Source organism: Cellulomonas sp. P5_E12, from assembly GCF_054049315.1.
In genome coordinates, this window is record NZ_JBFUMP010000031.1 from 1 (window position 1) to 23,684 (window position 23,684).

Sequence of the window (23,684 nt, forward strand, 5' to 3'; positions counted from 1 at the left end):
ACGCGGGCGCYGCCGGGCGCCCGACGGCGACGGCGAGCGCGACGACCCCGAGCACGGCCGCGACGATCGGCGCGAGGGTGTCGTCCAGCCCCGGGGTCGTCAGCAGGACGACGAGGGCGATGGTGACCCCGAGGGCAGCCGCGAGCGCGAACGCGCCGGCCTCGGGGTGCGGGCGACGCGTGACGACGTCCGGCCGCCCCGCCGCCCAGCGGCCCGCCCGGGTCCGCGGCGCCGGCGCGGGCCGCACGACGTGCACGACACCCCCGTCGGCCAGCTGGGCACCCACGAGCCCGGAGAGGTCGAGCTGACGACCGGTCGAGTCGAGCACGACGACGCCCGGGAGGTTCACGGGAACCAGCGCGACCAGCAGCGCGTCGCGCACGACGACGTCGGACCGCAGGGCGATGTCGCGGCGCTCGTCGCCGAGGTCGACCGCCAGTCGGACCTGGGCCGGGCGCACCTGCTCGGCGGCCGGTGCTGTCACGACCACCTCCTGAGCGACGCTGGCTGCTGAGAGCTGTTGCGGGACGCCGGTTCGGCGCCGCGGACATGCTACGGGGCGCCGGGGCGACCGGCATGACCCGTTCGAGGACGGAACTCCCTCGCGTCGGTTGCTCCAGGTACCGTGGCGGTCGGCATCTGCCGCTTTGCGGGCGGTCGTGCCGTGGCCATCAGGGACGAGGAGCGGGCAGCACATGTCGATCGTGGCGCAGCGGGGCAGCATGCACGCGACAGCGGTGACGCAGCAGGGACCGCCTGCCGTGCCGACCGGCCAGATCGTGCTCCAGCCGCCGCCCGAGATCCAGCCGTCCGACGGCGTGAGCGGCGTGCTGGCCAACGTCATCCCGATGCTCGGCAGCGTCGGCTCGATCGTGTTCGTCGCGGTCTCGTCGCCCGGCCCCAAGGGCATGATCGCCGCCGGCATGTTCCTCGTCGCCTCGCTCGGCTTCGTCGGCGTCAACGGCTGGCGACAGCGGTCGCAGCACCAGGCGGCCGTCGTCGGCGCCCGCCGCGAGTACCTGGCCTACCTCGCCGACCTGCGTCGCACCGTGCGGCAGGCGGCCCGCGCCCAGCACCGCAACGCCGAGTGGAACGCCCCCGACCCCCGCGCGCTCGCCTCGGTGGCCGAGGAGCGCTCGCGCGTGTGGGAGCGGACGCCCGACCACGACGACTACCTGTTCGCCCGCGTCGGAGTCGGCTCGCAGCCGCTGTGCCTCGACCTCGAGCCGCCGCAGACGGCACCCCTGGCGCAGCTCGATCCCGTCGCCGCATCGGCCGCGCACCGCTTTCTCGTCACGCACCGCGTGCAGCAGGGCATCCCGCTGGCGGTCGACGTGCGCTCCGTGCCGCTGCTGCAGGTCGCCGGCACCGAGCAGACCACCCGCGCCCTCGCCCGGGCGATCGTCTGCCAGCTCGCGACGTTCCACTCCCCCGACCAGCTGCAGATCGCCGTGCTGGCCAGCGACCGCGCCCTGCCCTCGTGGGACTGGGTCAAGTGGCTGCCGCACGCGCACTCGACGCGGGAGCGCGACGCGGTCGGCGCCGCCCGGATGATCGGCACGACCCTTGCCGAGATCGAGTCGCTGCTGCCCGAGGGCCTGCGCGACCGGCCGCGGTTCGGACCGACGGCGAGCGAGACCCCGATGCCGCACGTGCTGGTGGTCGTCGACGGCGGCCACGTCCCCGTCGGCAACGCCATCCTCACCAGCGACGGCGTCCTCGGCATCACCGTGCTCGAGCTGCCCGAGCGCTGGGACGAGCTGGACGACCCCTGGACGCTGCGCTTCCTCGTCGGCGACCAGCAGGCCGACGGCTCCGCACCGGTCGACGTGCTGCGCCTCGGCCTGGAGCCCACGCACCTCACCGGCGACCAGCTGTCGATCGCAGAGGCCGAGGCGACCGCCCGCCGCCTGCTGCCGCTGCACCTCGACTCCGGGCCCGAGCGGGACGACGCCAACGCCTCCTCCGAGCTGGTCGACCTGCTCGGGCTGGGCGACATCCGCGACCTCGACCTCGAGGTGGCCTGGCGCCCGCGGCTGCCGCGCGACCGGCTCCGGGTGCCGATCGGCCTCACGCCGCAGGGCCAGCCGATCTCGCTCGACATCAAGGAGTCGGCGCAGCAGGGCATGGGGCCGCACGGGCTCATCATCGGCGCCACCGGCTCCGGCAAGTCCGAGGTGCTCCGCACGCTCGTGCTGGCCCTGGCGCTGACCCACTCGTCGGAGGACCTCAACTTCGTCCTCGTCGACTTCAAGGGCGGCGCCACGTTCGCGGGCATGGCCGACATGCCGCACGTGTCGGCGATCATCACCAACCTCGGCGAGGAGCTCACCCTCGTCGACCGCATGCAGGACGCGCTGCAGGGCGAGATGGTCCGTCGCCAGGAGCTGCTGCGCTCGGCCGGCAACTTCGCCAACGTCAACGACTACGAGAGGGCCCGGCGCACGGACCGGCCCGACCTCGCGCCCCTGCCCGCCCTGCTCATCGTCGCCGACGAGTTCTCCGAGCTGCTGGCCGCCAAGCCGGAGTTCGTCGACCTGTTCGTGGCCATCGGGCGGCTCGGCCGGTCGCTGCAGATGCACCTGCTGCTCTCGTCGCAGCGCCTCGAGGAGGGCCGACTGCGCGGGCTCGAGTCGCACCTGTCCTACCGCATCGGCCTGCGCACGTTCTCCGCCGCCGAGTCGCRCACGGTCCTCGGCGTGCCCGACGCCTACGAGCTGCCGCCGATCCCCGGCGTCGGCTACCTCAAGCCCGACCCCACGACGATGGTGCAGTTCCGGGCCTCCTACGTCTCCGGCCCGCCCAAGGGCCGCCGTCGGGCCGCCGCCGGCCCCGGCGTCGCCGCCGGCCGCGCCCGGCTCGAGTCGTTCACGGCCGCGCCGGTGCTCGGGACGGTCCGCGACGAGCCCGAGGAGCAGCCCGCCGCCGATGAGGTCGAGAAGCGCGCGACCTTCGACATCGCCGTCTCCCTCATGGCCGGCCGCGGCCCCGCCGCGCACCAGGTCTGGCTTCCGCCGCTGGTGGTGCCCAGCACGTACGACCGCCTCATGCCCGACCTCGTGGTCGACCCGGCCCTGGGCCTGGTGTCGCCCGGCTGGCGCGCCGCGGGCGCGCTGACCATCCCCCTCGGCATCACCGACCGGCCGCTCGAGCAGCGCCGCGAGAACCTCACGATCTCGCTGTCGGGCGCCGCGGGGCACCTGGCCGTCGTCGGCGGTCCGCGGTCCGGCAAGAGCACCCTGCTGCGCTCGGTCGTCACCGGGCTGTCCCTCACGCAGACGCCGCACGAGGTGCAGTTCTACGTCCTCGACTTCGGCGGCGGCACGTTCAGTCCCCTGGCTCGCCTGCCGCACGTCGCCGGCGTGGCCACCCGCAGCGAGCCCGACGTCGTCCGGCGCGTCGTCGCCGAGGTCGAGAGCATCGTCGACGCCCGCGAGCAGTACTTCCGCGCGCAGCAGATCGACTCGATCGAGACGTACCGCACGCGTCGGCTCGAGGGCCGGGCGAACGACGGGTACGGCGACATCTTCCTGGTCGTCGACGGGTGGAGCACGGTCCGCGCTGAGTTCGACGAGCTCGAGGCGCGCCTGCAGGCGCTCGCGGGACGCGGCCTTACGTTCGGCGTCCACCTGCTCGCCGGCGCCGCGCGGTGGATGGACTTCCGCACGCAGGTCAAGGACCTCTTCGGCACCCGGATCGAGCTGCGCCTGGGCGACCCGTCGGACTCCGAGCTCGACCGCAAGGTCGCCGTCAACGTGCCGAAGGAGCGACCGGGCCGCGGTCTCGTCGTCTCGAAGCACCACGTGCTCACCGCCCTGCCGCGGATCGACGGCGACGACTCCCCCGCCACCCTCGGCGCCGGCATCGAGCACCTCGTGCAGGTCGTGTCGCAGTCGTGGCGCGGCGCCCCCGGACCCAAGCTGCGGCTCCTGCCGGAGCAGGTCACGCTCGACCAGGTGCGCGCCGCGAGCCCCGCCGACACCCGGGAGATCCTGCTCGGCATCGACGAGGCCGCCCTCGCGCCGGTCGGCATCGACATCCGCGAGGAGAGCCACCTCTACGCGTTCGGCGACGGTGGCTCCGGCAAGTCCGGGCTGCTGCGGTCGGTCGCGGCGGAGGTCCGGCGCACCCACACGCCCGCGCAGGCGCAGATCTTCGCGGTCGACTTCCGGCGCTCGCTGCTGGGCGAGATCCCCGACGAGTACCTGGCCGGCTACCTCACCACGCAGGACCAGGCGACGACCGAGCTCTCGGACCTCGCCGCGTACCTGCGCACACGGCTGCCCGGGCCGGACGTCACGCCCGACCAGCTCCGGTCGCGCTCGTGGTGGACCGGCGCCGAGGTGTTCGTGCTCGTCGACGACTACGACCTCGTGGCCACCACCACCGGCAACCCGGTCGCGGCGCTCGTCCCCCTGCTCGCCCAGGCCGGCGACGTGGGCCTGCACCTGATCCTCACCCGGCGCACCGGCGGCGCGGCCCGCGCCATGTACGAGCCCGTGCTGCAGGCGCTGCGCGACCTCGCGGTGCCCGGCCTCGTGCTCTCCGGCAGCCCGGACGAGGGCGCCCTCATCGGCGGGGCCAAGCCCGTCGCCTCCGTGCCGGGACGCGGCCAGCTGGTCACGCGCGACGAGGGCCGACGGGTCGTGCAGCTGGCGTGGAGCCCGGCGACGGTGTAGTCAGCGACGCTCGACGACCGCGCTGCGCTGGCCGAACCGGATGGTCCAGCCGGCCGCGACGGTCGCGCGCGTCCCGGCCGGGAGCGCCGAGCTGGTCTCGTCGGGCGCGACGAGGACCGTGCCATTGGTCGACCCGCGGTCCATGACCCACAGGCGGTCGCCCGCGCCGTCGAGCCCGAACGCCAGGTGCGTCTTGGAGATCGAGCGCGCGGGGTCGTCGACGGGGACGACGTGCGCGACGCCCTCCTCCGCCGACGGGCTCCTGCCGACGAGGCCGTCGCCCGTGACATCGACGCGCTCGCCGGTGTCGAAGGAGAGCCGCAGCGCGACGGGGGCCAGAGCGACGGGCGCGGGGGCGCTGGGACGCAGGCGGGTGTGCTCCAGCTCCCCCAGGTCCGACGTGGCCGACGGCACGCCAGGAGGTGCCGCCGGGACGTCGATGACCGGTTGCGCCCGGGCGGCGGGCGCCTCGGCCTCCGGTGCGACGCCGGGCATCCCGGTGACGACGCCGGACGCGCCGGCGTCCGCACGACGAGCCTCCCGCCGCGTCGTCGGCGGGTCCGGCACCCGGCGGACCGGGACCAGCGGGACGAGGAACTCCTCGGCGGGATCGGAGCCCGTCGCCACGTCCGCAGCCTCCGACACGGGCGCCGGTGCGGTCGGCGGCTCCGGCGCCAGCACCGGTTCGGYGGCAGGCACGGGGCCTGTCGCGGCCGCCAGCCCCGGCGCCTCCGGCGCGAGCATCGATTCGGCGGCAGGCACGGGACCGCGCGCAGCCGCGAGCCCCGGCGGCGCGGGGACGTGACCAGGTCCCGGGACCGGCGGCGCGGGGACGAGACCAGGTTCCGGGGCGGGCGGCGCGGGGACGAGACCAGGTGCAGCGGCGGGCGGAGCGGGGACCAGGCCAGGCTGCGGCGTCGGCGGCGCGGCGACGAGGCCCTGGTCGGGGGCCGGCCGGTCGCCCATGGTGCGCGCGACGGCGGTGTTCCAGGCGGTGTCGGGCACGGAGGACCGCGGCCGAGGAACGCTGCGGGCGCGCAGCACCAGCGTGCCGGCCGCCTTGTCGTGCCAGCCGCGCTGCGCGGGGGTCTTGTCCCACGTCCCCGACACCACCACGACCCACTCGCCGATGAAGCACACGAGGGCACCCACGGCCACCACGAGCTGCCGCACGAGGATGGCCAGGAGCCCCGCCGGGCGTCCCGTGCGGTTCGAGACCGTCCGGATGCCGGTGACGGCGTTGCCGACGGTCGCGCCGGTGACCGACTCGGCGACCCACTGCCCGACGGCGACCAGCAGCACGAGCAGGGCCGGCACGAACAGGACCGGCCGCACGGCCGACGCGCTCGTCGTCGACAACCCGCCCGTCGCGGCCACGACACCGAACCCGAGGCCGTAGGCGAGGAGGATGACGACGCCGTCGATCGCGAAGGCGAGCGCGCGGCTCCCGATGGAGGCGACGGCGCCGGGGGTGACGGGGTACTGCTGGCTGGGCGCCGGGGCCGGCCTGCGCACGGGCGGCGGGGTCGCACCGGCGGACGGGGGCCCGGGCGGGGGCGGCGGCGCGAGGCCGTGGGGCGGAGCGGGACGGGTAGCGGCTGCGGCACTGACCGCCGGCGTCGGCACGCTGTAGGGCGACGGCACGACGGGCTGCGCGGCGTCGACGCGCGCACCGCACTCGGCGCAGAACACCGCGCCCGGCTCGAGCGCCGCACCACACGTGCGGCAGGTGGACTCGTGCGGTGCTGTGCTCACTGCTGACCTCCGGGACGCGACCCCCGTGCGGGCCCGCGCGGACATGGTGCCACGACCGGATCGACGCGAGCAGGGGCGTTCACCCGAACGTCCGGCACGCCGTCAGGAGGCGCGGTCCACCAGCGCGTCGGCGAAGGCGATCAGCGCGTCCTTGACGGGTCCGGCCGGCAGCGGGTCGAGCTCCCGGACGGCCGCCTTGGCCAGCGTGACGGCCTGCTCGCGGGTCTCGCCCACCACGGGGTGCACCCGGAGCGCGGCCACGGCGGCGGCCAGGTCGGCGTCGCCGGAGAGGTCGCCGTCGAGCAGGGCGACCAGGTCGCGGTCCGCCTCGGTGGCGTCCGGGCCGGCCGCGCGGGCGCGCAGCAGGAGGGCGGGCATGGTGGGGACCCGCTCGCGCAGGTCGGTGCCCGGGGTCTTGCCCGTGACGTCCCCGTCGGAGGTGAGGTCGATGACGTCGTCGGCCAGCTGGAAGGCGACGCCGATCTTCTCCCCGAAGCTCGTGACGACGGCGACGACGTCCGCGGCGCACCCGGCGAACATCGCCCCGAACCGGGCCGAGGTCCCGATGAGCGAGGCCGTCTTGTCCGCGAGCACCTGCAGGTAGTGGGCGACGCGGTCGTCCTCCGGGCGCGGTCCGACGGTCTCGTGCAGCTGACCCAGGCAGAGCCGCTCGAAGGTCGCGGCCTGGATGCGGACGGCCTCGGGACCGAGCCCCGCCACGGTGGCGGAGGCGCGCGCGAACAGCAGGTCGCCGGTGAGGATGGCCACGGAGTTGCCCCAGACCTCGTGCGCCGCCGGGGCACCGCGGCGCAGGGGGGCGGAGTCCATGACGTCGTCGTGGTACAGCGTGGCCAGGTGGGTGAGCTCGACGACCACCGCCGCGTCGACCACCTCGCGGCGCGACCCGTCGCCCAGCTCGGCCGCGAGCAGGGTCAGCACCGGCCGCAGGCGCTTGCCGCCGGCGTTCACCAGGTGCCGGGACGCGGTGTCGGCCAGCGGGTCCACGTTGGTCACCGCGTCCCGGAGACGCTCCTCGACCAGCGCGAGCCGCACGGCCAACCGGTCGGCCAGATCAGGATCGGCCAGCGGGAAGGCCGTCATCGAAGTCACGGCACGAACCTATCCCGGCGCGGGGACCCCGCCGGACAGGCTGGGCTGTCACGGCAGGAACGTCGCGACGTTCCCGATGAGCTCGAGCACTCCCGACGGCGCGACGCCGAGGCCGATGGTCACGAGGGCGCACACGGCGATCGCCACGACGGCGAAACCCTCGGTGCCGACGACCGCGGTGGTGACCGTCGAGCGCGTCTCCACGACGGTCTCCGTCTCGACCGCGAGGGCCGCGTCGCCGACGAGCGCGAAGCCCTCCGCCGACGGCGCCAGTGCGGCCACGTCGACGGCCTCGTCGTCGGCCCCCGCGGGCTGCGTGAAGAACATCAGCACGATGATCCGCACGTAGAAGAACACCGCCACCGAGGACGCGATGACGCCGATGAGCGCGAGCGGCCAGGCGCCACCCTCGACGGCTGCCGAGAACACCGAGAACTTCCCGGCGAACCCGGCGGTGAGCGGGATGCCCGCGAACGACAGCAGGAAGAGCGCGAAGGTCAGTGCGAGCAGCGGGTGCGTGCGGCCCAGGCCCGCCCACTGCGACAGGTGCGTGGCCTCGCCGAGGATCGGACCGTCCCCGGCGGACCGCTCGCGAACCAGCCAGACGATGCCGAACGCCCCGACGGTCGCCGCGCCGTAGACCAGGAGGTAGAAGAGCACCGCGACGATGCCGGCCTGGTTGAGCGCGATGATGCCGGTGAGGATGAACCCGGCGTGCGCGATCGAGGAGTACCCGAGGACGCGCTTCATGTCGGTCTGCACGAGGGCGGCGACCGTGCCGACGACCATGGTGAGGATGGCGACGGTCCACAGCACGACGCCGAGGTCCCACTGCAGGCCGGGCAGCACGGTGTAGACGATGCGCAGCAGCGCGCCGAACGCGGCCACCTTGGTGCACGCGGCCATGAAGCCGGTGATCGGCGTCGGGGCGCCCTGGTAGACGTCGGGCGTCCACGTRTGGAACGGCACCGCGCCGACCTTGAAGAGCAGGCCGGAGAGCACGAGCACCGCGCCCACGAGCAGGAGGCTGTCCAGGCCGGTCGGGTTCTGCGTCGTCTTCGCGATGTCGGAGTACCGCAGCGAGCCCGAGTAGCCGTAGAGCAGCACGATGCCGAAGAGCAGCAGCGCGGACGAGAACGCCCCCAGGAGGAAGTACTTCATCGACGCCTCCTGCGACAGCAGGCGCCTGCGGCGAGCCATGCCGGCCAGCAGGTACAGCGGCAGCGAGAGCACCTCGAGCGCGACGAAGAGCGTGAGGAAGTCGCCCGCCGCGGGGAAGATGAGCATCCCGCCCGTGGCGAAGAGCAGCAGGGGGTAGATCTCGGTCTGCTGCACGCCCTTGCGGCGAGCGAGCTCCTCGTAGTCCGAGCCGGGCACCGCGGCGGCGTTGGGCGCGAAGGCGTCCTCCCCCGTCTCCGTGCGGTCCGCGACGACCAGCAGCGCGAGCAGGGCCAGCAGCGCGATGGTGGCCTGCATGACCAGAGTGGGTCCGTCGACCAGCAGGGAGCCGCCGAGCACCACGGTGCCGCCGGTCTCCTCGACGCCGCTCCACAGCGCGGCGACCGCGACGATCGCGCCGGCCAGGGCGGCGATCGCGAGGGACAGCTGCACGGTGCGCCGCACGCGGGCGGGCACGAAGGCCTCGACGAGCACGCCGACGACCGCGGCGAGCAGCACGATGACGACGGGGCTCAGTGCGGCCCAGTCGATCGTGGGTGCGATGAAGTCGGTCACTGGTCGCTCCCTTCGTCGTCGGTGATGTGCGAGGTCGCGGCCACCGGCACGTCCTGCACGCCCACCTGGTCCAGCGTGACGGTCGCGGGCGGCCGCACGAGGTCGAGCGCCGGCCCGGGCAGGAACCCGAACACGACCATCAGCCCGAGCAGGGGCGCCACGACCCACTTCTCCCGCGCGATCAGGTCCGCCATCGACTCGAGCCCCGGCCGCACGGGCCCGGTGAAGATGCGCTGGTAGGTCCACAGCACGTAGACCGCGGCCAGCACCACGCCCAGGCTCGCGACGATCGATGCGGCCGGGTGCCGCGCGAAGGTGCCGACGAGCACCAGGAACTCGCTGACGAAGGTCGACAGGCCGGGCAGGGCCAGTGCCGAGAGGCCGGCGACGAGGAACGTCCCCGCCATGACCGGCACGACCTTCTGCAGGCCGCCGAAGTCGGCGATCTGCTGCGACCCGCGCCGCGCGACGAGGAAGCCGGCGATGAGGAACAGCGCCGCGGTCGAGAGCCCGTGGTTGACCATGTAGAACGACGAGCCGGCGATCGACGTCGACGTGAAGGCGAAGATGCCCAGCACGATGAAGCCGAAGTGCGACACCGACGTGTACGCGATGAGCCGCATGAGGTCCTTCTGCCMGATGGCGAGCAGCGCCCCGTAGAGGATCGAGATCACGGCGAGCACGATGATCACCGGCGCGGCCCACTGCGAGGCGGCCGGGAACAGCGGCAGGCAGAGGGTGAGCATCCCGAAGGTGCCGACCTTGTCGAGCACGCCGACCAGCAGCGTCGATGTCCCGGCGGGCGCCTGCTGCGCGGCGTCGGGCAGCCACGTGTGCACGGGGAACATGGGCGCCTTGATGGCGAACGCCAGGAAGAACGCGCTGAACATGAGCTTCTCGGTGGTCGACGACAGCGTCAGCCCGGTGAGGTTGTCCGTGAGGAAGCCCTGCGGCCCGCCCGGTCCCTGCAGGTACAGGGCGATGACGGCGACGAGCATGATGAGCCCGCCGGTCAGCGAGTAGAGCAGGAACTTCACGGCCGCGTACCGCCGCTGCGCCCCGCCGAACATCCCGATCATGAAGTAGACCGGGATGAGCATGGCCTCGAACAGGACGTAGAAGAAGAACACGTCGCGCGCGGAGAACACGGCGACGATGAACGCCTCGAGCAGCAGGACGAGGGCCAGGTAGCGCTTCAGGTTGTCGGTGGCGACCGTGAGGCTGCCCTGCTCGCGCCAGGCGGCCAGCACGACCAGCGGCACGATCAGCACCGACATGAGCACGAGCGAGAGCCCCACGCCGTCGACGCCGACCGCGTAGGACACCCCGAACGCGGGGATCCAGCCGTGGACCTCGGTGAGCTGGACGGTGCCGGCGTCGGCCACGTCGAACGCGGTGAGGGCCGCGACGCCGAGCACGAGCTCGAGCAGGGCGACGCCGAGCGCGACGGCTCGGGTGCGGTGGGCAGGGAGCGCCCACACCGCCACCGCGCCCAGGATGGGCACGACGATGAGGGCGGTCAGCCAGGGGAAGGAGGACGACATCGGTGGGTGCACTCCTCAGTTCTGGATGACCAGGACGACGACGACGAGGACGACGAGCCCGAGCAGCATCGACGCGGCGTACGACCGGACGAACCCGGTCTGCAGGCGCCTGACCCACCCGCCCAGCAGGACGGTGGACAGTCCGACGCCGGTGACGGTGCCGTCGATGACCGTGCGGTCCGCGTAGACGAGCGAGCGGGTGAGCGCCTGGCCGGGCTCGACCAGCAGGACGTCGTTGACCGAGTCCTGGTAGAGGTCGACGCGCGCGGCGCGGGTGAGCGACGTGCCCATGGGCGGGACGACGGGGACGTGCGAGATGGCGTACCGCCGCCACGCGATCACCACGCCGACGAGGACGAGGCCGAGCGTGAGGACGGTGAGCACCCACACGGGCAGCACGGGCTCGTGGTGCTCGGGCTCGCCCAGCACCGGCGTGAGCCAGTCGACGAACCGGTCGCCCATGTTGAGGAAGAACCCCAGGCCCACCGAGCCGACGGCCAGCACGATCATCGGCCACGTCATGAGCCTCGGGGACTCGTGCGGGTGCTGCGCGGTGCCGTCGCGCTGGGTGGACCAGCGGCGCTCGCCCTCGAACGTCATGAAGAACAACCGCGACATGTAGAACGCCGTGATCCCGGCGGCCAGCATGGTGATGCCGCCGAACACCCAGGCCCGCCACGGCGACCCGTCGACCGGCACGAACGCCGCCTCGATGATCTTGTCCTTGCTGAAGAAGCCCGAGAACGGCGGGATGCCGATGATGGCCAGCCAGCCGGCCATGAACGTCAGCCACGTGATCGTCATGTACCGGGCCAGGCCGCCGAACCGCCGCATGTTCACCTGGTCGTCCATGCCGTGCATGACCGAGCCGGCGCCGAGGAACATCCCGGCCTTGAAGAAGCCGTGCGTGAGCAGGTGGAAGATCGCGAACGCGTACCCGACCGGGCCCAGGCCGGCGGCCAGGATCATGTAGCCGATCTGGGACATCGTCGAGGCCGCGAGCGCCTTCTTGATGTCGTCCTTCGCGCAGCCGACGATCGCCCCGAACAGCAGCGTGATCGCGCCGACGATGACGACGACCAGCTGGGCCGTCGGGGCGGCGTCGAACAGCGGGGCCGACCGCACGATGAGGTACACACCGGCGGTGACCATGGTTGCGGCGTGGATGAGGGCGGACACGGGCGTCGGACCCGCCATGGCGTCGCCGAGCCAGGACTGCAGCGGGAACTGCGCCGACTTGCCGCAGGCGGCCAGCAGCAGCATGAGCCCGATCGCGGTGAGCGTGCCCTGGCTGGCGCTGCCGTCCGCGCCGCTGAGCACCGTGCCGAAGTCCACGGCCCCGAAGGTCGAGAACATGAGGCCGAGCGCGATGATCAGGCCGAGGTCGCCGATGCGGTTGGCGACGAACGCCTTCTTCGCGGCGACCGCGTACTCCGTGTTGTGGTTCCAGAACCCGATGAGCAGGTACGACGCCAGGCCGACGCCCTCCCAGCCGACGAACAGCAGCAGATAGCTGTCCGCGAGCACGAGGATGAGCATCGCCGCGACGAACAGGTTGAGGTAGGCGAAGAAGCGCCGCCGGTCGCGGTCGTGGTCCATGTACGCCACGGCGTAGATGTGGATGAGCGTGCCGACGAACGTCACGAGCAGGACGAACGTCATCGAGAGTGGGTCGAGCCGCAACCCCGCGTCGAGCTGGAACGCGCCCGCGTCGATCCAGGTGCCCAGGTTGATGTCGACCACGCGGGCGTCGGCCGGCTGCTGCAGCATCGCGACGAACACGATCGCGGCGACGACGAACGCGGCAGCAGAGGCGAGGACGCCGAGCCAGTGTCCCCAGCGGTCCGAGCGACGGCCGGACAGGAGCAGGACCGCGGCGCTGAGCAGCGGCAGGCCGACGAGCAGCGGCGCGAGGAGCAGGACGCCGTCGCCCGTCGTCGTCGCCACTGGAGCGGCGGTTTCCGCGGGCACGCTCGCCAGCAGAGTTGTCAGGGTGTGCACGTCCCGCCCCTCAGCTCTTCAACAGGTTGATGTCGTCGACCGAGGCCGAGCGTCGGGTGCGGAAGATCGCCACGATGATCGCCAGCCCGACGACGACCTCGGCGGCGGCGACGACCATGACGAAGAACGCCATGACCTGCCCCGTGAGGTTGCCGTGGATGCGGGAGAACGTGACGAGCGTGAGGTTGGACGCGTTGAGCATGAGCTCGACGCCCATGAACACGATGATCGCGTTGCGCCGGAGCAGGACCGTCGTCGCGCCGATCGAGAAGAGGATCGCGGCCAGCACGAGGTAGTGGGTGAGGCTCACTTGCCGTCCTCCCGTCCGATGGCGCCGGCCGGACCGGTGGACGGCCCGTTCTGCCCGGTGTCGCTGACCGCGGCGCCGAGCTCGGGGGCGTTCACCGACGCGCCCGCCGGGTCGGCCTGCGGGGGTGGTGTCCCGCCCCCGCGCACCACGGAGGCCCCCGCGAGGACACGCTCGGTCCGGGCCGCGAACTCCTCGGCGTCGGCCTCCTGGCCACGGATGCGCAGCACGCGCGGCACGGAGATCTCCAGCGGCTGCCCGTCGGGCCCGAGGGCGGGCACGTCCATGGCGTTGTGCCGGGCGTAGACGCCCGGGGCCGGCAGCGGGGTGAGGATCGCACCGGCCGCCACGCGGGCGTCGGCGCGCTCCTTCTGCCCGACGCGCGGCGTGAGCCGCTGGCGGTGGGTGAGCACGAGCGCGCCCAGCGCGGCGGTGACCAGCAGGGCGCCGACCACCTCGAACGCGAACACGTACTCGCCGAAGATGATGTGCGCGACCCCGGTCGGGTTGTTGGTCGACAGCTCGCCCGCCAGCCCGAACACCTTGCCGTAGGTCGCGCGACCGAGGACCCCGACCAGCACCACGCCGAGCCCGATGCCCGCGAGCAGGCCGATCCAGCGCTGCCCGCGGATGGTCTCCACCAGCGAGTCCGAGGAGTCGACGCCCACGAGCATGAGCACGAAGAGGAAGAGCATCATCACGGCGCCGGTGTAGACGACCACCTGGACGACGCCGAGGAACACCGCGTCCTGCGCCACGTAGAGGAACGCCAGCGAGATCATCACGACGACCACCGCGAGCGCCGCGTGCACGGCCTTCTTGGCGAACAGCAGCCCGAGGCCGGCGAGCACCATGATCGGGCCGAGCGTCCAGAACAGGACCGCCTCGGCCGTCGTCGTCTCCCCCGACTCGAGCAGGGTCGTGGCGAGCGCGCTCATCGGGTGCCCTGCTTCGTCGCGCCCGCCACGGTCGCGGCCATCGCCGCGGCCGTGGGGCCGGGCACGTTGGCTGCGTCCAGGCCCGCGCCGCCGGGCAGCGTCGGGTCGTCGGGGCGGTGCTCCTTGACCCACGCCACCTGCGCCGGCGTGGAGCCGGTGACCTCACCGCGGTAGTAGTCGGTGTCCGTCGTGCCCTCGACCATGGGGTGCGGTGCCTGCAGCATGCCGCTGCGCAGCGGGGCCAGGAGGTCCTGCTTCTCCCAGATCATCCCGGCGCGCGTCGGGCCGGCTAGCTCGAACTCGTTCGTCATGGTCAGCGCGCGCGTCGGGCACGCCTCGATGCACAGCCCGCAGAAGATGCAGCGCAGGTAGTTGATCTGGTAGACGCTGCCGTAGCGCTCGCCGGGCGACCGCTGGTTGTCCGGCGTGTTGTCCGCGCCCTCGACGTAGATCGCGTCGGCCGGGCACGCCCAGGCGCACAGCTCGCAGCCGATGCACTTCTCCAGCCCGTCCGCGTACCGGTTGAGCTGGTGGCGGCCGTGGTACCGCGGCTTGGCGGGCACCTTCTCCGACGGGTACTGCTCGGTGACCGTCGGCCGGAACATGTTGGAGAGGGTCACGCCGAACCCGCCCACCGGCGCGAACAGCTCCGAGAGGGCTCCGCGCGGCTCGATGAGCGAGGTGTAGCCGGCGTGCTCAGCCGGGGCGACCTCGCCCGCGGGCTTGCGCGGTGCGACGGCCTTGCCCGGGGCGGGCTTGCGGGCGGGCGCACCCTTGGCGGCCGGCGCCGCCGGCTTGCGGGCGGGCACGCCCTTGCCCTGGGGGTCGGGCTTGCGGGGCTCAGCCACCGTGCACCTCCTGGGGGGTCGTCTGCTTCTGGGCCTCGGCCTCGGCGGCAGCCGCGGCAGCACGCTGCTTGCGCGGCGACGGCGGGAGCACCTGCCCGGGCAGCGGTGGCACGGGATAGCCGCCGGCGTACGGGTCGTAGACCTGGGGTCCGGGTGGTCGCGTCGGTCCGGGCGGCGTCTTCTTCTCGGGGATGAGGAACGAGATGACCAGGCCGACCAGCACGACGCCGGCGAGCACGAACAGGACCGAGCGCAGGTCCAGGCCGGAGAACTGCCGCACGCCCTGCACGGCGCCCACGCAGACGACCCAGACCAGCGCCGCGGGGATGAGCACCTTCCAGCCGATCTTCATGAACTGGTCGTACCGGAAGCGCAGCACCGAGCCGCGGATCCACACGAACACGAACATGAAGAACCAGAGCTTGGCCAGGAACCACAGCACGGGCCACCAGCCGTGGTTGAACATCCCGTCGTTGATCGCCGAGATGGGCCACGGGGCGCGCCACCCGCCGAGGAACAGCGTGGTCGCGACGGCCGAGACGTTGAGCATGTTGATGTACTCGGCGAGGAAGAACCACGCGAACTTCATCGACGAGTACTCGGTCATGTACCCGGACACCAGCTCGCCCTCGGCCTCGGGGAGGTCGAACGGCAGGCGGTTGGTCTCCCCCACCATGGAGATGAGGTAGATGACGAACGCGGGCAGCAGGGGCAGGAACCACCAGACCGCGGTCTGCGACGTGACGATCCCCGAGGTCGACATCGACCCGGCGAGGATGAACACGCTGACCAGCGAGAGGCCCATGGCGAGCTCGTAGCTGATGACCTGCGCGGTCGAGCGGACCGAGCCGAGCAGCGGGTACGTCGAGCCGGACGACCAGCCGCCGAGCACGATGCCGTACACGCCGACCGACGCGCAGGCGAGGATGTAGAGCACGGCCACCGGGAAGTCGGTGAGCTGCAGCGGGGTGAGCACCCCGAAGAGGTCCACCTCCGGGCCGAACGGGATGACGGCGAACACCAGCAGCGAGCAGAACACCGCGATCATCGGCGCCACGATGTAGACCAGCTTGTCGGCCGCCTTGACCGTCATGTCCTCCTTGACCAGGAGCTTCATAGCGTCGGCGAGCGACTGCAGCAGACCGAACGGGCCGTGCACGTTGGGGCCGGGGCGCACCTGCATGCGCGCGACGACCTTGCGCTCGAACCAGATGGCGATGAGCACGCTGGTCAGCAGGAACACGACGATCGCGACGGCCTTGATCAGCCAGATCCACCAGGTGTCGTTGCTGAAGTCCGCGGTGACGGGGGCGACAGCGGCGGCGGGCAGGCGGATCATGCGCTGGCCTCCTCGGTCTGCAGGTACCGTCCGACCGGCGCGAGCCGCACCAGGTCGCCGGCGTCGGCGTGCAGGGCGTCGCGGATACCGAGGCCGGCGGCGTTCGTCGGCACCCACACCACGTGGTCCGGCATGTCCGTGAGGACCGCGGGCAGGACGATCGTGCCCGCATCCGTCGACACAGCGAGGCTGCCGCCGTCCGACACGCCGACGGCCGCTGCGGTGCCCGCGGAGATGCGGGCCACGGCGCGCTTGGCGGTGCCGGCGAGGAACGGCTCGCCCGACTGGAGGCGACCGGCGTCGAGAAGCTGGTGCCACGTGGCCAGCACGGCCGTGCCCGGCGCGACGGCCGGCGGCTCGGCCGCGACCACGTCGGGCGCGCCCACCCGCGCGCCGTCCCAGCCGCCCAGCTGGTCGAGCTCGGCGTGCACGGCGGCCAGCGTCTGCAGCCCGAGCTCCACGCCGAGGGCGTCGGCGAGCCGGTCCAGCACGCGGTGGTCGGCCATCGCGTGCGAGACGAGCGCCTGCGGGAACGGTCGCGGACGGCCCTCCCACGTGACGAAGGTGCCGGACTTCTCGGTCGGCGGCGCGACGGGCAGCACGACGTCCGCCCGCTCGGTCACCTCGGAGTGCCGGACCTCGAGCGAGACCAGGAACGTCACGCGGTCCAGCGCCTCGCGGGCGATGGCCGGGTCGGGCAGGTCCGCCGGCTCGAGACCGCCGACGACCAGGCCACCCAGCCGTCCCGCACGCGCGGCGGCGAGGATCTCGGTGGTCGACCGGCCGGCCTCGGCGGGCACGTGCTCCACGCCCCAGGCCGCGGCGAGGTCGACGCGGGCGGCGGAGTCGGCGACCGGGCGCCCACCCGGCAGCAGCGACGGGAGCAGCCCGGCCTCGACCGCGGAGCGCTCGCCCACGCGCCGCGGGACCCACGCCAGGCGGGCGCCGGTGCGCTGCGCGAGCCGCACGGCCGCGGAGAACCCGCCGGKCACGCCCGCCAGGCGCTCGCCCACCAGGATGAGGGCGCCGTCGGCACCGAGCAGCGCGGCGGCGTCCGCCAGCGCGCTGTCGGTCCCGATGCCGTCGAGGATCTCGGCCTCCGTGCCGGGCGCGGCCGGCAGGAGGGTGCCGGAGAGGCGCTGGAGGCCGCGGCTCTCGAGCGCGGCGACGGAGAGCACCTTCGCCTTGCGGGAGACGACCGCGTCGCGCAGGCGCAGGAACGCGATGCCGGCCTCCTCCTCGACCTCGAGGCCGACGAGCAGCACGGCGGGTGCCCGGTCGAGGTCGGCGAACGTGACCTCGAGGGTGCGTCCGGCGACGTGGTGGCCGAGGAAGGCCTCCTCCTCCGCCGAGTGCGGGCGAGCCCGACCGTCGACGTCGTTGGTGCCCAGCGCCACGCGGGCGAACTTGCCGTAGGCGTAGGCGTCCTCGAGCGTGAGCCGACCGCCCGGCAGGACGGCGACGCCGATCGCGGTGTCGCGCGGGTCGTCGGGCGCCTGGGCGGCCCGCAGCCCGGCGGCGGCGGCGTCGAGCGCCTCGACCCAGCTGGTCGGCTCGAGCTCGCCGTCGGCGTTGCGGACCAGCGGCGTGGTGATGCGGTCAGGCGCGGACTGCCACGTGAACGCGAAGCGGTCCTTGTCGGTGATCCACTCCTGGTTCACCACCGGGTCCTCGCCCGCCAGCCGGCGCAGCACGACGCCGCGGCGGTGGTCGATGCGGATGGCCGACCCCTGGGAGTCGTGCTCGCCGACGCCCGGCGTGGAGACCAGGTCGAACGGCCGCGACCGGAACCGGTAGGCCGCGCTGGTCAGGGCGCCCACCGGGCAGATCTGCACGGTGTTGCCGGAGAAGTACGACGCGAACGGCCGGCCGGAGGCGTCCTCGGCGGCGGCGCCGAGCGGGGCCTCACCGTCGAAGCCGAGCACGGTGGTGTCGAACGTGCCGATCTGCTGGTTGGCCCCGCGCTTCTGCAGGTCGATGAACACGTCGCCCGCGATCTCCTCGGAGAACCGGGTGCAACGCTGGCACAGGATGCAACGTTCCCGGTCCAGCAGGATCTGCGTCGAGATGGCGATGGGCTTGGGGAACGTGCGCTTGACGTCGACGAACCGCGTGCTGGCGCGGCCGTTGCTCATCGCCTGGTTCTGCAGGGGGCACTCGCCGCCCTTGTCGCAGACCGGGCAGTCGAGCGGGTGGTTGACCAGCAGCAGCTCCATCACGCCGTGCTGGGCCTTGTCGGCCTCCGGCGAGGTGTGCTGCGTCTTGACCTGCATGCCGGGCGTGGCCTCGAGCGTGCAGCTGGCCTGCGGCTTCGGCATCTTGGCCAGCTTGCCGTCGCGGCCCGGGGCCCAGACCTCGACCAGGCACTGGCGGCACGCGCCGGCCGGGGCGAGGAGCGGGTGGTCGCAGAAGCGGGGGATCTGGATGCCGAGCTGCTCGGCGGCGCGGATGACGAGCGTGCCCTTGGGCACGGCCGTCTCGATGCCGTCGACGGTGAAGGTGACCGTCTCCCCCGCGGGCTCGACCGGTGCGACGGGGGCGGCGGGGACCAGGGACGTCGTCGGCCCGGAGGACAGGATCGTCATGCGTGCACCCCTGCGAGCTCGTGCTTGGGCGTGTACTCGAAGAGTGAGCTGCGCTCCGGCGGGAACAAGATGTCCGCCGGCGTGTGGGTGCCCGCCTCGAACTCCTCGCGGAAGTACTGCACCGCCGAGGTGATCGGGCTGGTCGCCCCGTCGCCGAGCGCGCAGAACGCCTTGCCGAGGATGTTGTCGCACAGGTCGAGCAGCAGGTCGATGTCGGCGTGCGTCCCCCGCCCGGCCTCGATCCGCTGCAGAACCTGCACCAACCAGTACGTCCCCTCGCGGCACGGCGTGCACTTGCCGCAGGACTCGTGCTTGTAGAACTCGGTCCAGCGCGTGACGGCCCGGACCACCGACGTGGTCTCGTCGAAGATCTGCAGCGCGCGCGTGCCCAGCATCGACCCTGCGGCGCCCACCGACTCGTAGTCCAGCGGCACGTCGAGGTGCTCGGCGGTGAAGATCGGGGTCGACGAGCCGCCCGGCGTCCAGAACTTCAGCTCGTGGCCCTCGCGGATGCCGCCCGCCATCTCCAGCAGCTCACGCAGCGTGATGCCCAGGGGCGCCTCGTACTGCCCGGGCCGCGTGACGTGGCCGGACAGGGAGAACAGCCCGTGGCCGGTCGACCGCTCCGTGCCCATCGACTTGAACCAGTCCGAGCCGCCCACGACGATGCCCGGCACCGACGCGATGGACTCGACGTTGTTGACCACGGTCGGGCGGGCGTACAGGCCGGCGACCGCGGGGAACGGCGGCTTGAGCCGCGGCTGGCCGCGCAGACCCTCCAGCGAGTCGAGCAGCGCCGTCTCCTCACCGCAGATGTAGGCGCCGGMACCGGAGTGCAGCGTGATCTCCAGGTCGAAGCCGGAGCCGAGGATGTCGGTGCCGAGGTAGCCGGCGGCGCGGGCCTCCTCGATGGCCAGCAGCAGGCGGCGGTACACGTGGAGCACCTCGCCGCGCACGTAGAGGAACGCGTGGTGGCAGCCGATGGCGTAGCTCGTGATGATCATGCCCTCGATCAGGTGCTGCGGGCTGGCCATCATCAGCGGGATGTCCTTGCAGGTCCCCGGCTCGGACTCGTCGGCGTTGACCACGAGGTACCGCGGCCCGCCGTCGGGCGCCGGCAGGAAGCCCCACTTCATGCCCGTCGGGAAGCCTGCTCCCCCGCGGCCGCGCAGGCCGGAGTCCTTGACCATGGTGACGACGTCGGCCGCCTGCATGCCCAGCGCACGGCGCAGGCCGCGGTAGCCGCCGGCGCCCTCGTACGACGCGAGCGACCACGAGCGGTCGGCGTCCCACGTGTCCGTGAGCACCGGGGTGAGGGTCGTCGCCATCACGACTCCTTCGCGTCGTTGGTGGACTGCTTCTTCTGCTCGCCGGCCGGCGAGACGTCACCCGGGGTCGTGACGGGGCGCTGGGCGCTCGACTGCTCGCCGCCGACCTTCGGCTCGTGCGAGCCGGCCGCAGCAGCGACCGTGCCCTCCGGGAACTCCGGGGCCGTCCAGCCCTCAGCGCGCGCCAGCTCGAGCCCGCGCAGCGTCGGCACACCCGCGCCGACGCCCTCGTCGGCCCGCCCGTCGCCGAACCCGGCGAGCACGCGGGACATCTCCTTGAAGGAGCAGACGCTCGCGGCGCCGCGCGTCGGGACCACGGGCTTGCCCGCGGTGAGGTCGTCGGCGATCTGCCGCGCGCTGTCCGGCGTCTGGTTGTCGAAGAACTCCCAGTTGACCATCACGACGGGCGCGTAGTCGCAGGCCGCGTTGCACTCGACGCGCTCGAGCGTGATCACGCCGTCGTCCGTCGTCTCGTCGTGCCCGATGCCCAGGTGGTCCGAGAGGTCCTCCCAGATGGCGTCGCCGCCCATGATCGCGCAGAGCGTGTTCGTGCAGACGCCCACCGTGTAGGTCCCGTTCGGGTGCCGCTTGTACTGCGTGTAGAACGTGGCGACCGCGGACACCTCGGCGGTGGTCAGGCCCAGGTGCTGCGCGCAGAACGCGATCCCTCGCGGGCTGACGTAGCCGTCCTCGGACTGCACCAGGTGGAGCATCGGCAGCAGCGCCGAGCGCGCCTGCGGGTAGCGCGCGACGATGACGTCGGAGTCAGCCGTGAGGCGCGCGTGGGTCTCGGCGTCGTACGCCGTCCTGTGGGTCCTGCTGGTCTCGATCGACATCAGCGGTCCACCCCTCCCAGCACCGGGTCGAGCGACGCGACGGCGACCACGACGTCGGCCACCTGCCCGCCCTCGCACATGATCGACGTGGCCTGCAGGTTGTTGAACGACGGGTCCCGGAAGTGCGCGCGGTACGGACGCGTCCCGCCGTCGGAGACCAGGTGCACGCCGAGCTCGCCGCGCGGGTGCTCGACGGTCTGGAACACCTGACCGGCCGGCACGCGGAAACCCTCGGTGACCAGCTTGAAGTGGTGGATCAGGGCCTCCATCGAGGTGCCCATGATCTCCCGGATGTGGTCCAGCGAGTTGCCCATGCCGTCCGACCCGATGGCCATCTGCGCAGGCCAGGCCACCTTCTTGTCGGCCACCATGACCGGTCCGGGGCCGATCTTCTGCAGGCGGTCCAGCGTCTGCTCGACGATCCGCATCGACTGGTAGCACTCCTCGAGCCGTAGGACGAGGCGTCCCCACGAGTCCGCGGACTGCGCGACGGGGACCTCGAAGTCGTACGTCTCGTAGCCGCAGTACGGGTTGTGCTTGCGCACGTCGTACGGCAGGCCCGCCGACCGCAGCACCGGCCCGGTGATGCCCAGCGCCATGCACCCGGAGAGCCCGAGGTAGCCGACGTCCTTGAGCCGCAGGTGCAGGATCGGGTTGGCCATCATGAGGTCTTCGAGCTGCTTGAAGTAGCCGCGGACCACCACCAGCGCCTCACGGATCGTGTCGATCGCGCCCGGCGGGATGTCCTGCGCGACGCCGCCCGGGCGGATGTACGCGTGGTTCATGCGCAGGCCGGAGATCAGCTCGAAGACCTTGAGAATCTCCTCGCGCGCCGTGAACCCGACGGTCATGATCGTCGTGGCGCCCAGCTCGTTGCCGCCCGTGGCCAGGCAGACCAGGTGCGACGTGATCCGGTTGAGCTCCATCATCAGCACCCGGATGACCGTGGCCCGCTCGGGCACGTCGTCCGTGATGCCCAGCAGCTTCTCGACCGCCAGGCAGTACGCGGCCTCCTGGAACAGGGGCGCCACGTAGTCCATGCGCGTGCAGAAGGTCACGCCCTGGGTCCAGGTGCGGAACTCCATGTTCTTCTCGATGCCGGTGTGCAGGTAGCCGATGCCCGCGCGGGCCTCGGTCACCGTCTCGCCGTCGATCTCGAGCATGAGCCGGAGCACGCCGTGGGTCGACGGGTGCTGCGGGCCCATGTTGACGACGATCCGCTCCTCGCCGAGGCGGGCGGCCTCCTCGGCGATCTCGGACCAGTCGCCGCCGGACGCCTCGAAGGACGGGATGCCCTCGGTGTCGGCGTCCACGACATGCGGCGTGGCGTGGGGTGTCTGGGTGGTCATCGGTACGACCTCCGCTGGTCCGGGGGCGGCACGGTGGCGCCCTTGTACTCGACCGGGATGCCCCCGAGGGGGTAGTCCTTGCGCTGCGGGTGGCCCGGCCAGTCGTCGGGCATCTCGATCCGCGCGAGCCCCGGGTGACCGTCGAAGATCAGCCCGAAGAAGTCGAACGTCTCGCGCTCGTGCCAGTCGTTGGCCGGGTACACCGAGACCGTCGACGGCAGGTGCGGGTCGGCGTCGGGGACCGCGACCTCGAGCCGCAGCCGGCGCGAGTGGGTCACCGAGACGAGGTGGTAGACCGCGTGCAGCTCGCGGCCGGCGTCGTGCGGGTAGTGCACGCCCGAGACGCCGAGGCTGAGCTCGAACCGCAGGTCCTGGTCGTCCCGGAGCACCTGCGAGACCTCGACGATGTGCTCGCGCGCGACGTGCAGCGTGAGCTCCTCGCGGTCCACGACGACGGACTCGACGGCCGTGCTGTAGCCGGTACCCGACTCGTCGAGCAGCTCGGTGAGGATGTCGACGACCTCGTCGAACCAGCCGCCGTACGGCCGCTCGCTCGGGCCGGGCAGGGCGATCGCCGTGACCAGCCCGCCGTAGCCCGAGGTGTCGCCCGAGCCGGTCGCGCCGAACATGCCGCGCCGGACGTCGACCACGTCGAGCTGCGGACGCCCCTCGGCGGGGATGTTCTGCGAGCCCGCCTCGAGCGCGGCCTCGCTGGTGGGCTGCGCGGCGGTCGTCGAGTCGCCCGGCTTCGCGGCGTCGGCGGCGTCGGTCTTCTCGGTCACTTCAGCAGCCCCGTCATCTGCGACGTCGGCGTCGCGGCCAGCGCGGCGGCCTCGGCGGCCGCGGCCGCCGCCTTGCGGTTGCCGCCGAGCGGCTCGTTCTCGATCTGCTCGTGCAGCGCGAGGATCGCGTTGATGAGCATCTCGGGCCGCGGCGGGCAGCCGGGCAGGTAGATGTCGACGGGGATGATGTGGTCGACGCCCTGCACGATCGCGTAGTTGTTGAACATGCCGCCCGAGCTGGCGCACACGCCCATGGAGAGCACCCACTTGGGCTCGCTCATCTGGTCGTAGACCTGGCGGACGACGGGGGCCATCTTCTGGCTGACCCGGCCGGCGACGATCATGAGGTCCGCCTGGCGCGGGGACGCCCGGAACACCTCCATGCCGAACCGCGAGATGTCGAACCGGCTGGCGCCCGCGGCCATCATCTCGATCGCGCAACACGCCAGGCCGAACGTGACCGGCCACAGCGACGACTTGCGGAAGTACCCGACCAGGTCCTCGACCGTGGTGAGCAGGAACCCGGACGGTGCCTCTTCGATGCCCATC

At 72.6% G+C, this 23,684-nt stretch carries 17 protein-coding genes; 1 reads left to right on the forward strand and 16 read right to left on the reverse strand.

Features of this window, described 5'->3' with window-relative positions; all coding sequences use genetic code 11:
* The coding region (locus tag ACXJKA_RS18340) for a hypothetical protein (RefSeq protein ID WP_456826631.1) at positions 1-484 on the reverse strand (484 nt) is incomplete at its 3' end.
* Between the two features lie 211 nt (positions 485-695).
* Between ACXJKA_RS18340 and eccCa the strand changes: the two genes are divergently transcribed.
* Positions 696-4,679, forward strand: coding sequence for a type VII secretion protein EccCa (gene eccCa / locus ACXJKA_RS18345; protein ID WP_456826632.1), 3,984 nt, complete (start codon positions 696-698; stop codon positions 4,677-4,679).
* Here the strand turns inward: eccCa and ACXJKA_RS18350 are convergent, their stop codons facing one another.
* The 15 genes from ACXJKA_RS18350 to ACXJKA_RS18420 all read right to left on the reverse strand — a co-directional run bounded on the left by ACXJKA_RS18350 (position 4,680) and on the right by ACXJKA_RS18420 (position 23,683).
* A complete protein-coding gene (locus tag ACXJKA_RS18350) occupies positions 4,680-6,434 on the reverse strand; it encodes an RDD family protein (RefSeq protein ID WP_456826633.1) in 1,755 nt (584 codons plus the stop codon).
* Between the two features lie 102 nt (positions 6,435-6,536).
* Positions 6,537-7,535, reverse strand: coding sequence for a polyprenyl synthetase family protein (locus tag ACXJKA_RS18355; RefSeq protein WP_456826652.1), 999 nt, complete (start codon positions 7,533-7,535; stop codon positions 6,537-6,539).
* Between the two features lie 57 nt (positions 7,536-7,592).
* A complete protein-coding gene (gene nuoN, locus ACXJKA_RS18360) occupies positions 7,593-9,278 on the reverse strand; it encodes an NADH-quinone oxidoreductase subunit NuoN (RefSeq protein ID WP_456826634.1) in 1,686 nt (561 codons plus the stop codon).
* A complete protein-coding gene (locus ACXJKA_RS18365; protein ID WP_456826635.1) occupies positions 9,275-10,822 on the reverse strand; it encodes an NADH-quinone oxidoreductase subunit M in 1,548 nt (515 codons plus the stop codon). The genes nuoN and ACXJKA_RS18365 overlap by 4 nt, the downstream gene beginning before the upstream one ends.
* A 15-nt stretch (positions 10,823-10,837) precedes the next feature.
* Positions 10,838-12,793, reverse strand: coding sequence for an NADH-quinone oxidoreductase subunit L (gene nuoL / locus ACXJKA_RS18370; protein WP_456826636.1), 1,956 nt, complete (start codon positions 12,791-12,793; stop codon positions 10,838-10,840).
* Positions 12,794-12,833: 40 nt separating this feature from the next.
* Positions 12,834-13,133, reverse strand: a complete 300-nt coding sequence (gene nuoK, locus ACXJKA_RS18375; protein ID WP_456826637.1) for an NADH-quinone oxidoreductase subunit NuoK — start codon at positions 13,131-13,133, stop codon at positions 12,834-12,836.
* Positions 13,130-14,068, reverse strand: a complete 939-nt coding sequence (locus ACXJKA_RS18380; protein WP_456826638.1) for an NADH-quinone oxidoreductase subunit J — start codon at positions 14,066-14,068, stop codon at positions 13,130-13,132. The genes nuoK and ACXJKA_RS18380 overlap by 4 nt, the downstream gene beginning before the upstream one ends.
* Positions 14,065-14,916: an NADH-quinone oxidoreductase subunit NuoI gene (nuoI, locus tag ACXJKA_RS18385; protein ID WP_456826639.1), complete on the reverse strand. Its 852-nt coding sequence runs from the start codon at positions 14,914-14,916 to the stop codon at positions 14,065-14,067. The genes ACXJKA_RS18380 and nuoI overlap by 4 nt, the downstream gene beginning before the upstream one ends.
* Positions 14,909-16,255 carry an NADH-quinone oxidoreductase subunit NuoH gene (nuoH, locus tag ACXJKA_RS18390; protein ID WP_456826640.1) on the reverse strand — a complete coding sequence of 449 codons (1,347 nt, stop codon included), beginning with the start codon at positions 16,253-16,255 and terminating at the stop codon, positions 14,909-14,911. Before nuoH ends, nuoI begins: the two co-directional genes overlap by 8 nt.
* On the reverse strand, positions 16,252-18,840 hold the full coding sequence (locus ACXJKA_RS18395; protein ID WP_456826641.1) for an NADH-quinone oxidoreductase subunit G: 2,589 nt from the start codon (positions 18,838-18,840) through the stop codon (positions 16,252-16,254). The genes nuoH and ACXJKA_RS18395 overlap by 4 nt, the downstream gene beginning before the upstream one ends.
* Complete coding sequence (gene nuoF / locus ACXJKA_RS18400; protein ID WP_456826642.1) at positions 18,837-20,168, reverse strand: NADH-quinone oxidoreductase subunit NuoF; 1,332 nt, start codon at positions 20,166-20,168, stop codon at positions 18,837-18,839. Before nuoF ends, ACXJKA_RS18395 begins: the two co-directional genes overlap by 4 nt.
* Positions 20,168-21,004 (reverse strand): NADH-quinone oxidoreductase subunit NuoE, encoded by an 837-nt coding sequence (nuoE, locus tag ACXJKA_RS18405; RefSeq protein ID WP_456826643.1) that lies wholly within the window; start codon positions 21,002-21,004, stop codon positions 20,168-20,170. Before nuoE ends, nuoF begins: the two co-directional genes overlap by 1 nt.
* Positions 21,004-22,353, reverse strand: coding sequence for an NADH-quinone oxidoreductase subunit D (locus tag ACXJKA_RS18410; RefSeq protein ID WP_456826644.1), 1,350 nt, complete (start codon positions 22,351-22,353; stop codon positions 21,004-21,006). Before ACXJKA_RS18410 ends, nuoE begins: the two co-directional genes overlap by 1 nt.
* Positions 22,350-23,135, reverse strand: a complete 786-nt coding sequence (locus tag ACXJKA_RS18415) for an NADH-quinone oxidoreductase subunit C (protein ID WP_456826645.1) — start codon at positions 23,133-23,135, stop codon at positions 22,350-22,352. The genes ACXJKA_RS18410 and ACXJKA_RS18415 overlap by 4 nt, the downstream gene beginning before the upstream one ends.
* A complete protein-coding gene (locus ACXJKA_RS18420; RefSeq protein WP_456826646.1) occupies positions 23,132-23,683 on the reverse strand; it encodes a NuoB/complex I 20 kDa subunit family protein in 552 nt (183 codons plus the stop codon). The genes ACXJKA_RS18415 and ACXJKA_RS18420 overlap by 4 nt, the downstream gene beginning before the upstream one ends.
* Position 23,684 lies beyond the last annotated feature (1 nt).

Coding starts and splice junctions, on each gene's coding strand:
- nuoH (WP_456826640.1), bottom strand. CDS start 16,255: ATGATCCGCCTGCCCGCCGCCGCTGTCGCCCCCGTCACCGCGGACTTC.
- ACXJKA_RS18355 (WP_456826652.1), bottom strand. CDS start 7,535: ATGACGGCCTTCCCGCTGGCCGATCCTGATCTGGCCGACCGGTTGGCC.
- ACXJKA_RS18420 (WP_456826646.1), bottom strand. CDS start 23,683: ATGGGCATCGAAGAGGCACCGTCCGGGTTCCTGCTCACCACGGTCGAG.
- nuoE (WP_456826643.1), bottom strand. CDS start 21,004: ATGTCGATCGAGACCAGCAGGACCCACAGGACGGCGTACGACGCCGAG.
- ACXJKA_RS18410 (WP_456826644.1), bottom strand. CDS start 22,353: ATGACCACCCAGACACCCCACGCCACGCCGCATGTCGTGGACGCCGAC.
- ACXJKA_RS18380 (WP_456826638.1), bottom strand. CDS start 14,068: ATGAGCGCGCTCGCCACGACCCTGCTCGAGTCGGGGGAGACGACGACG.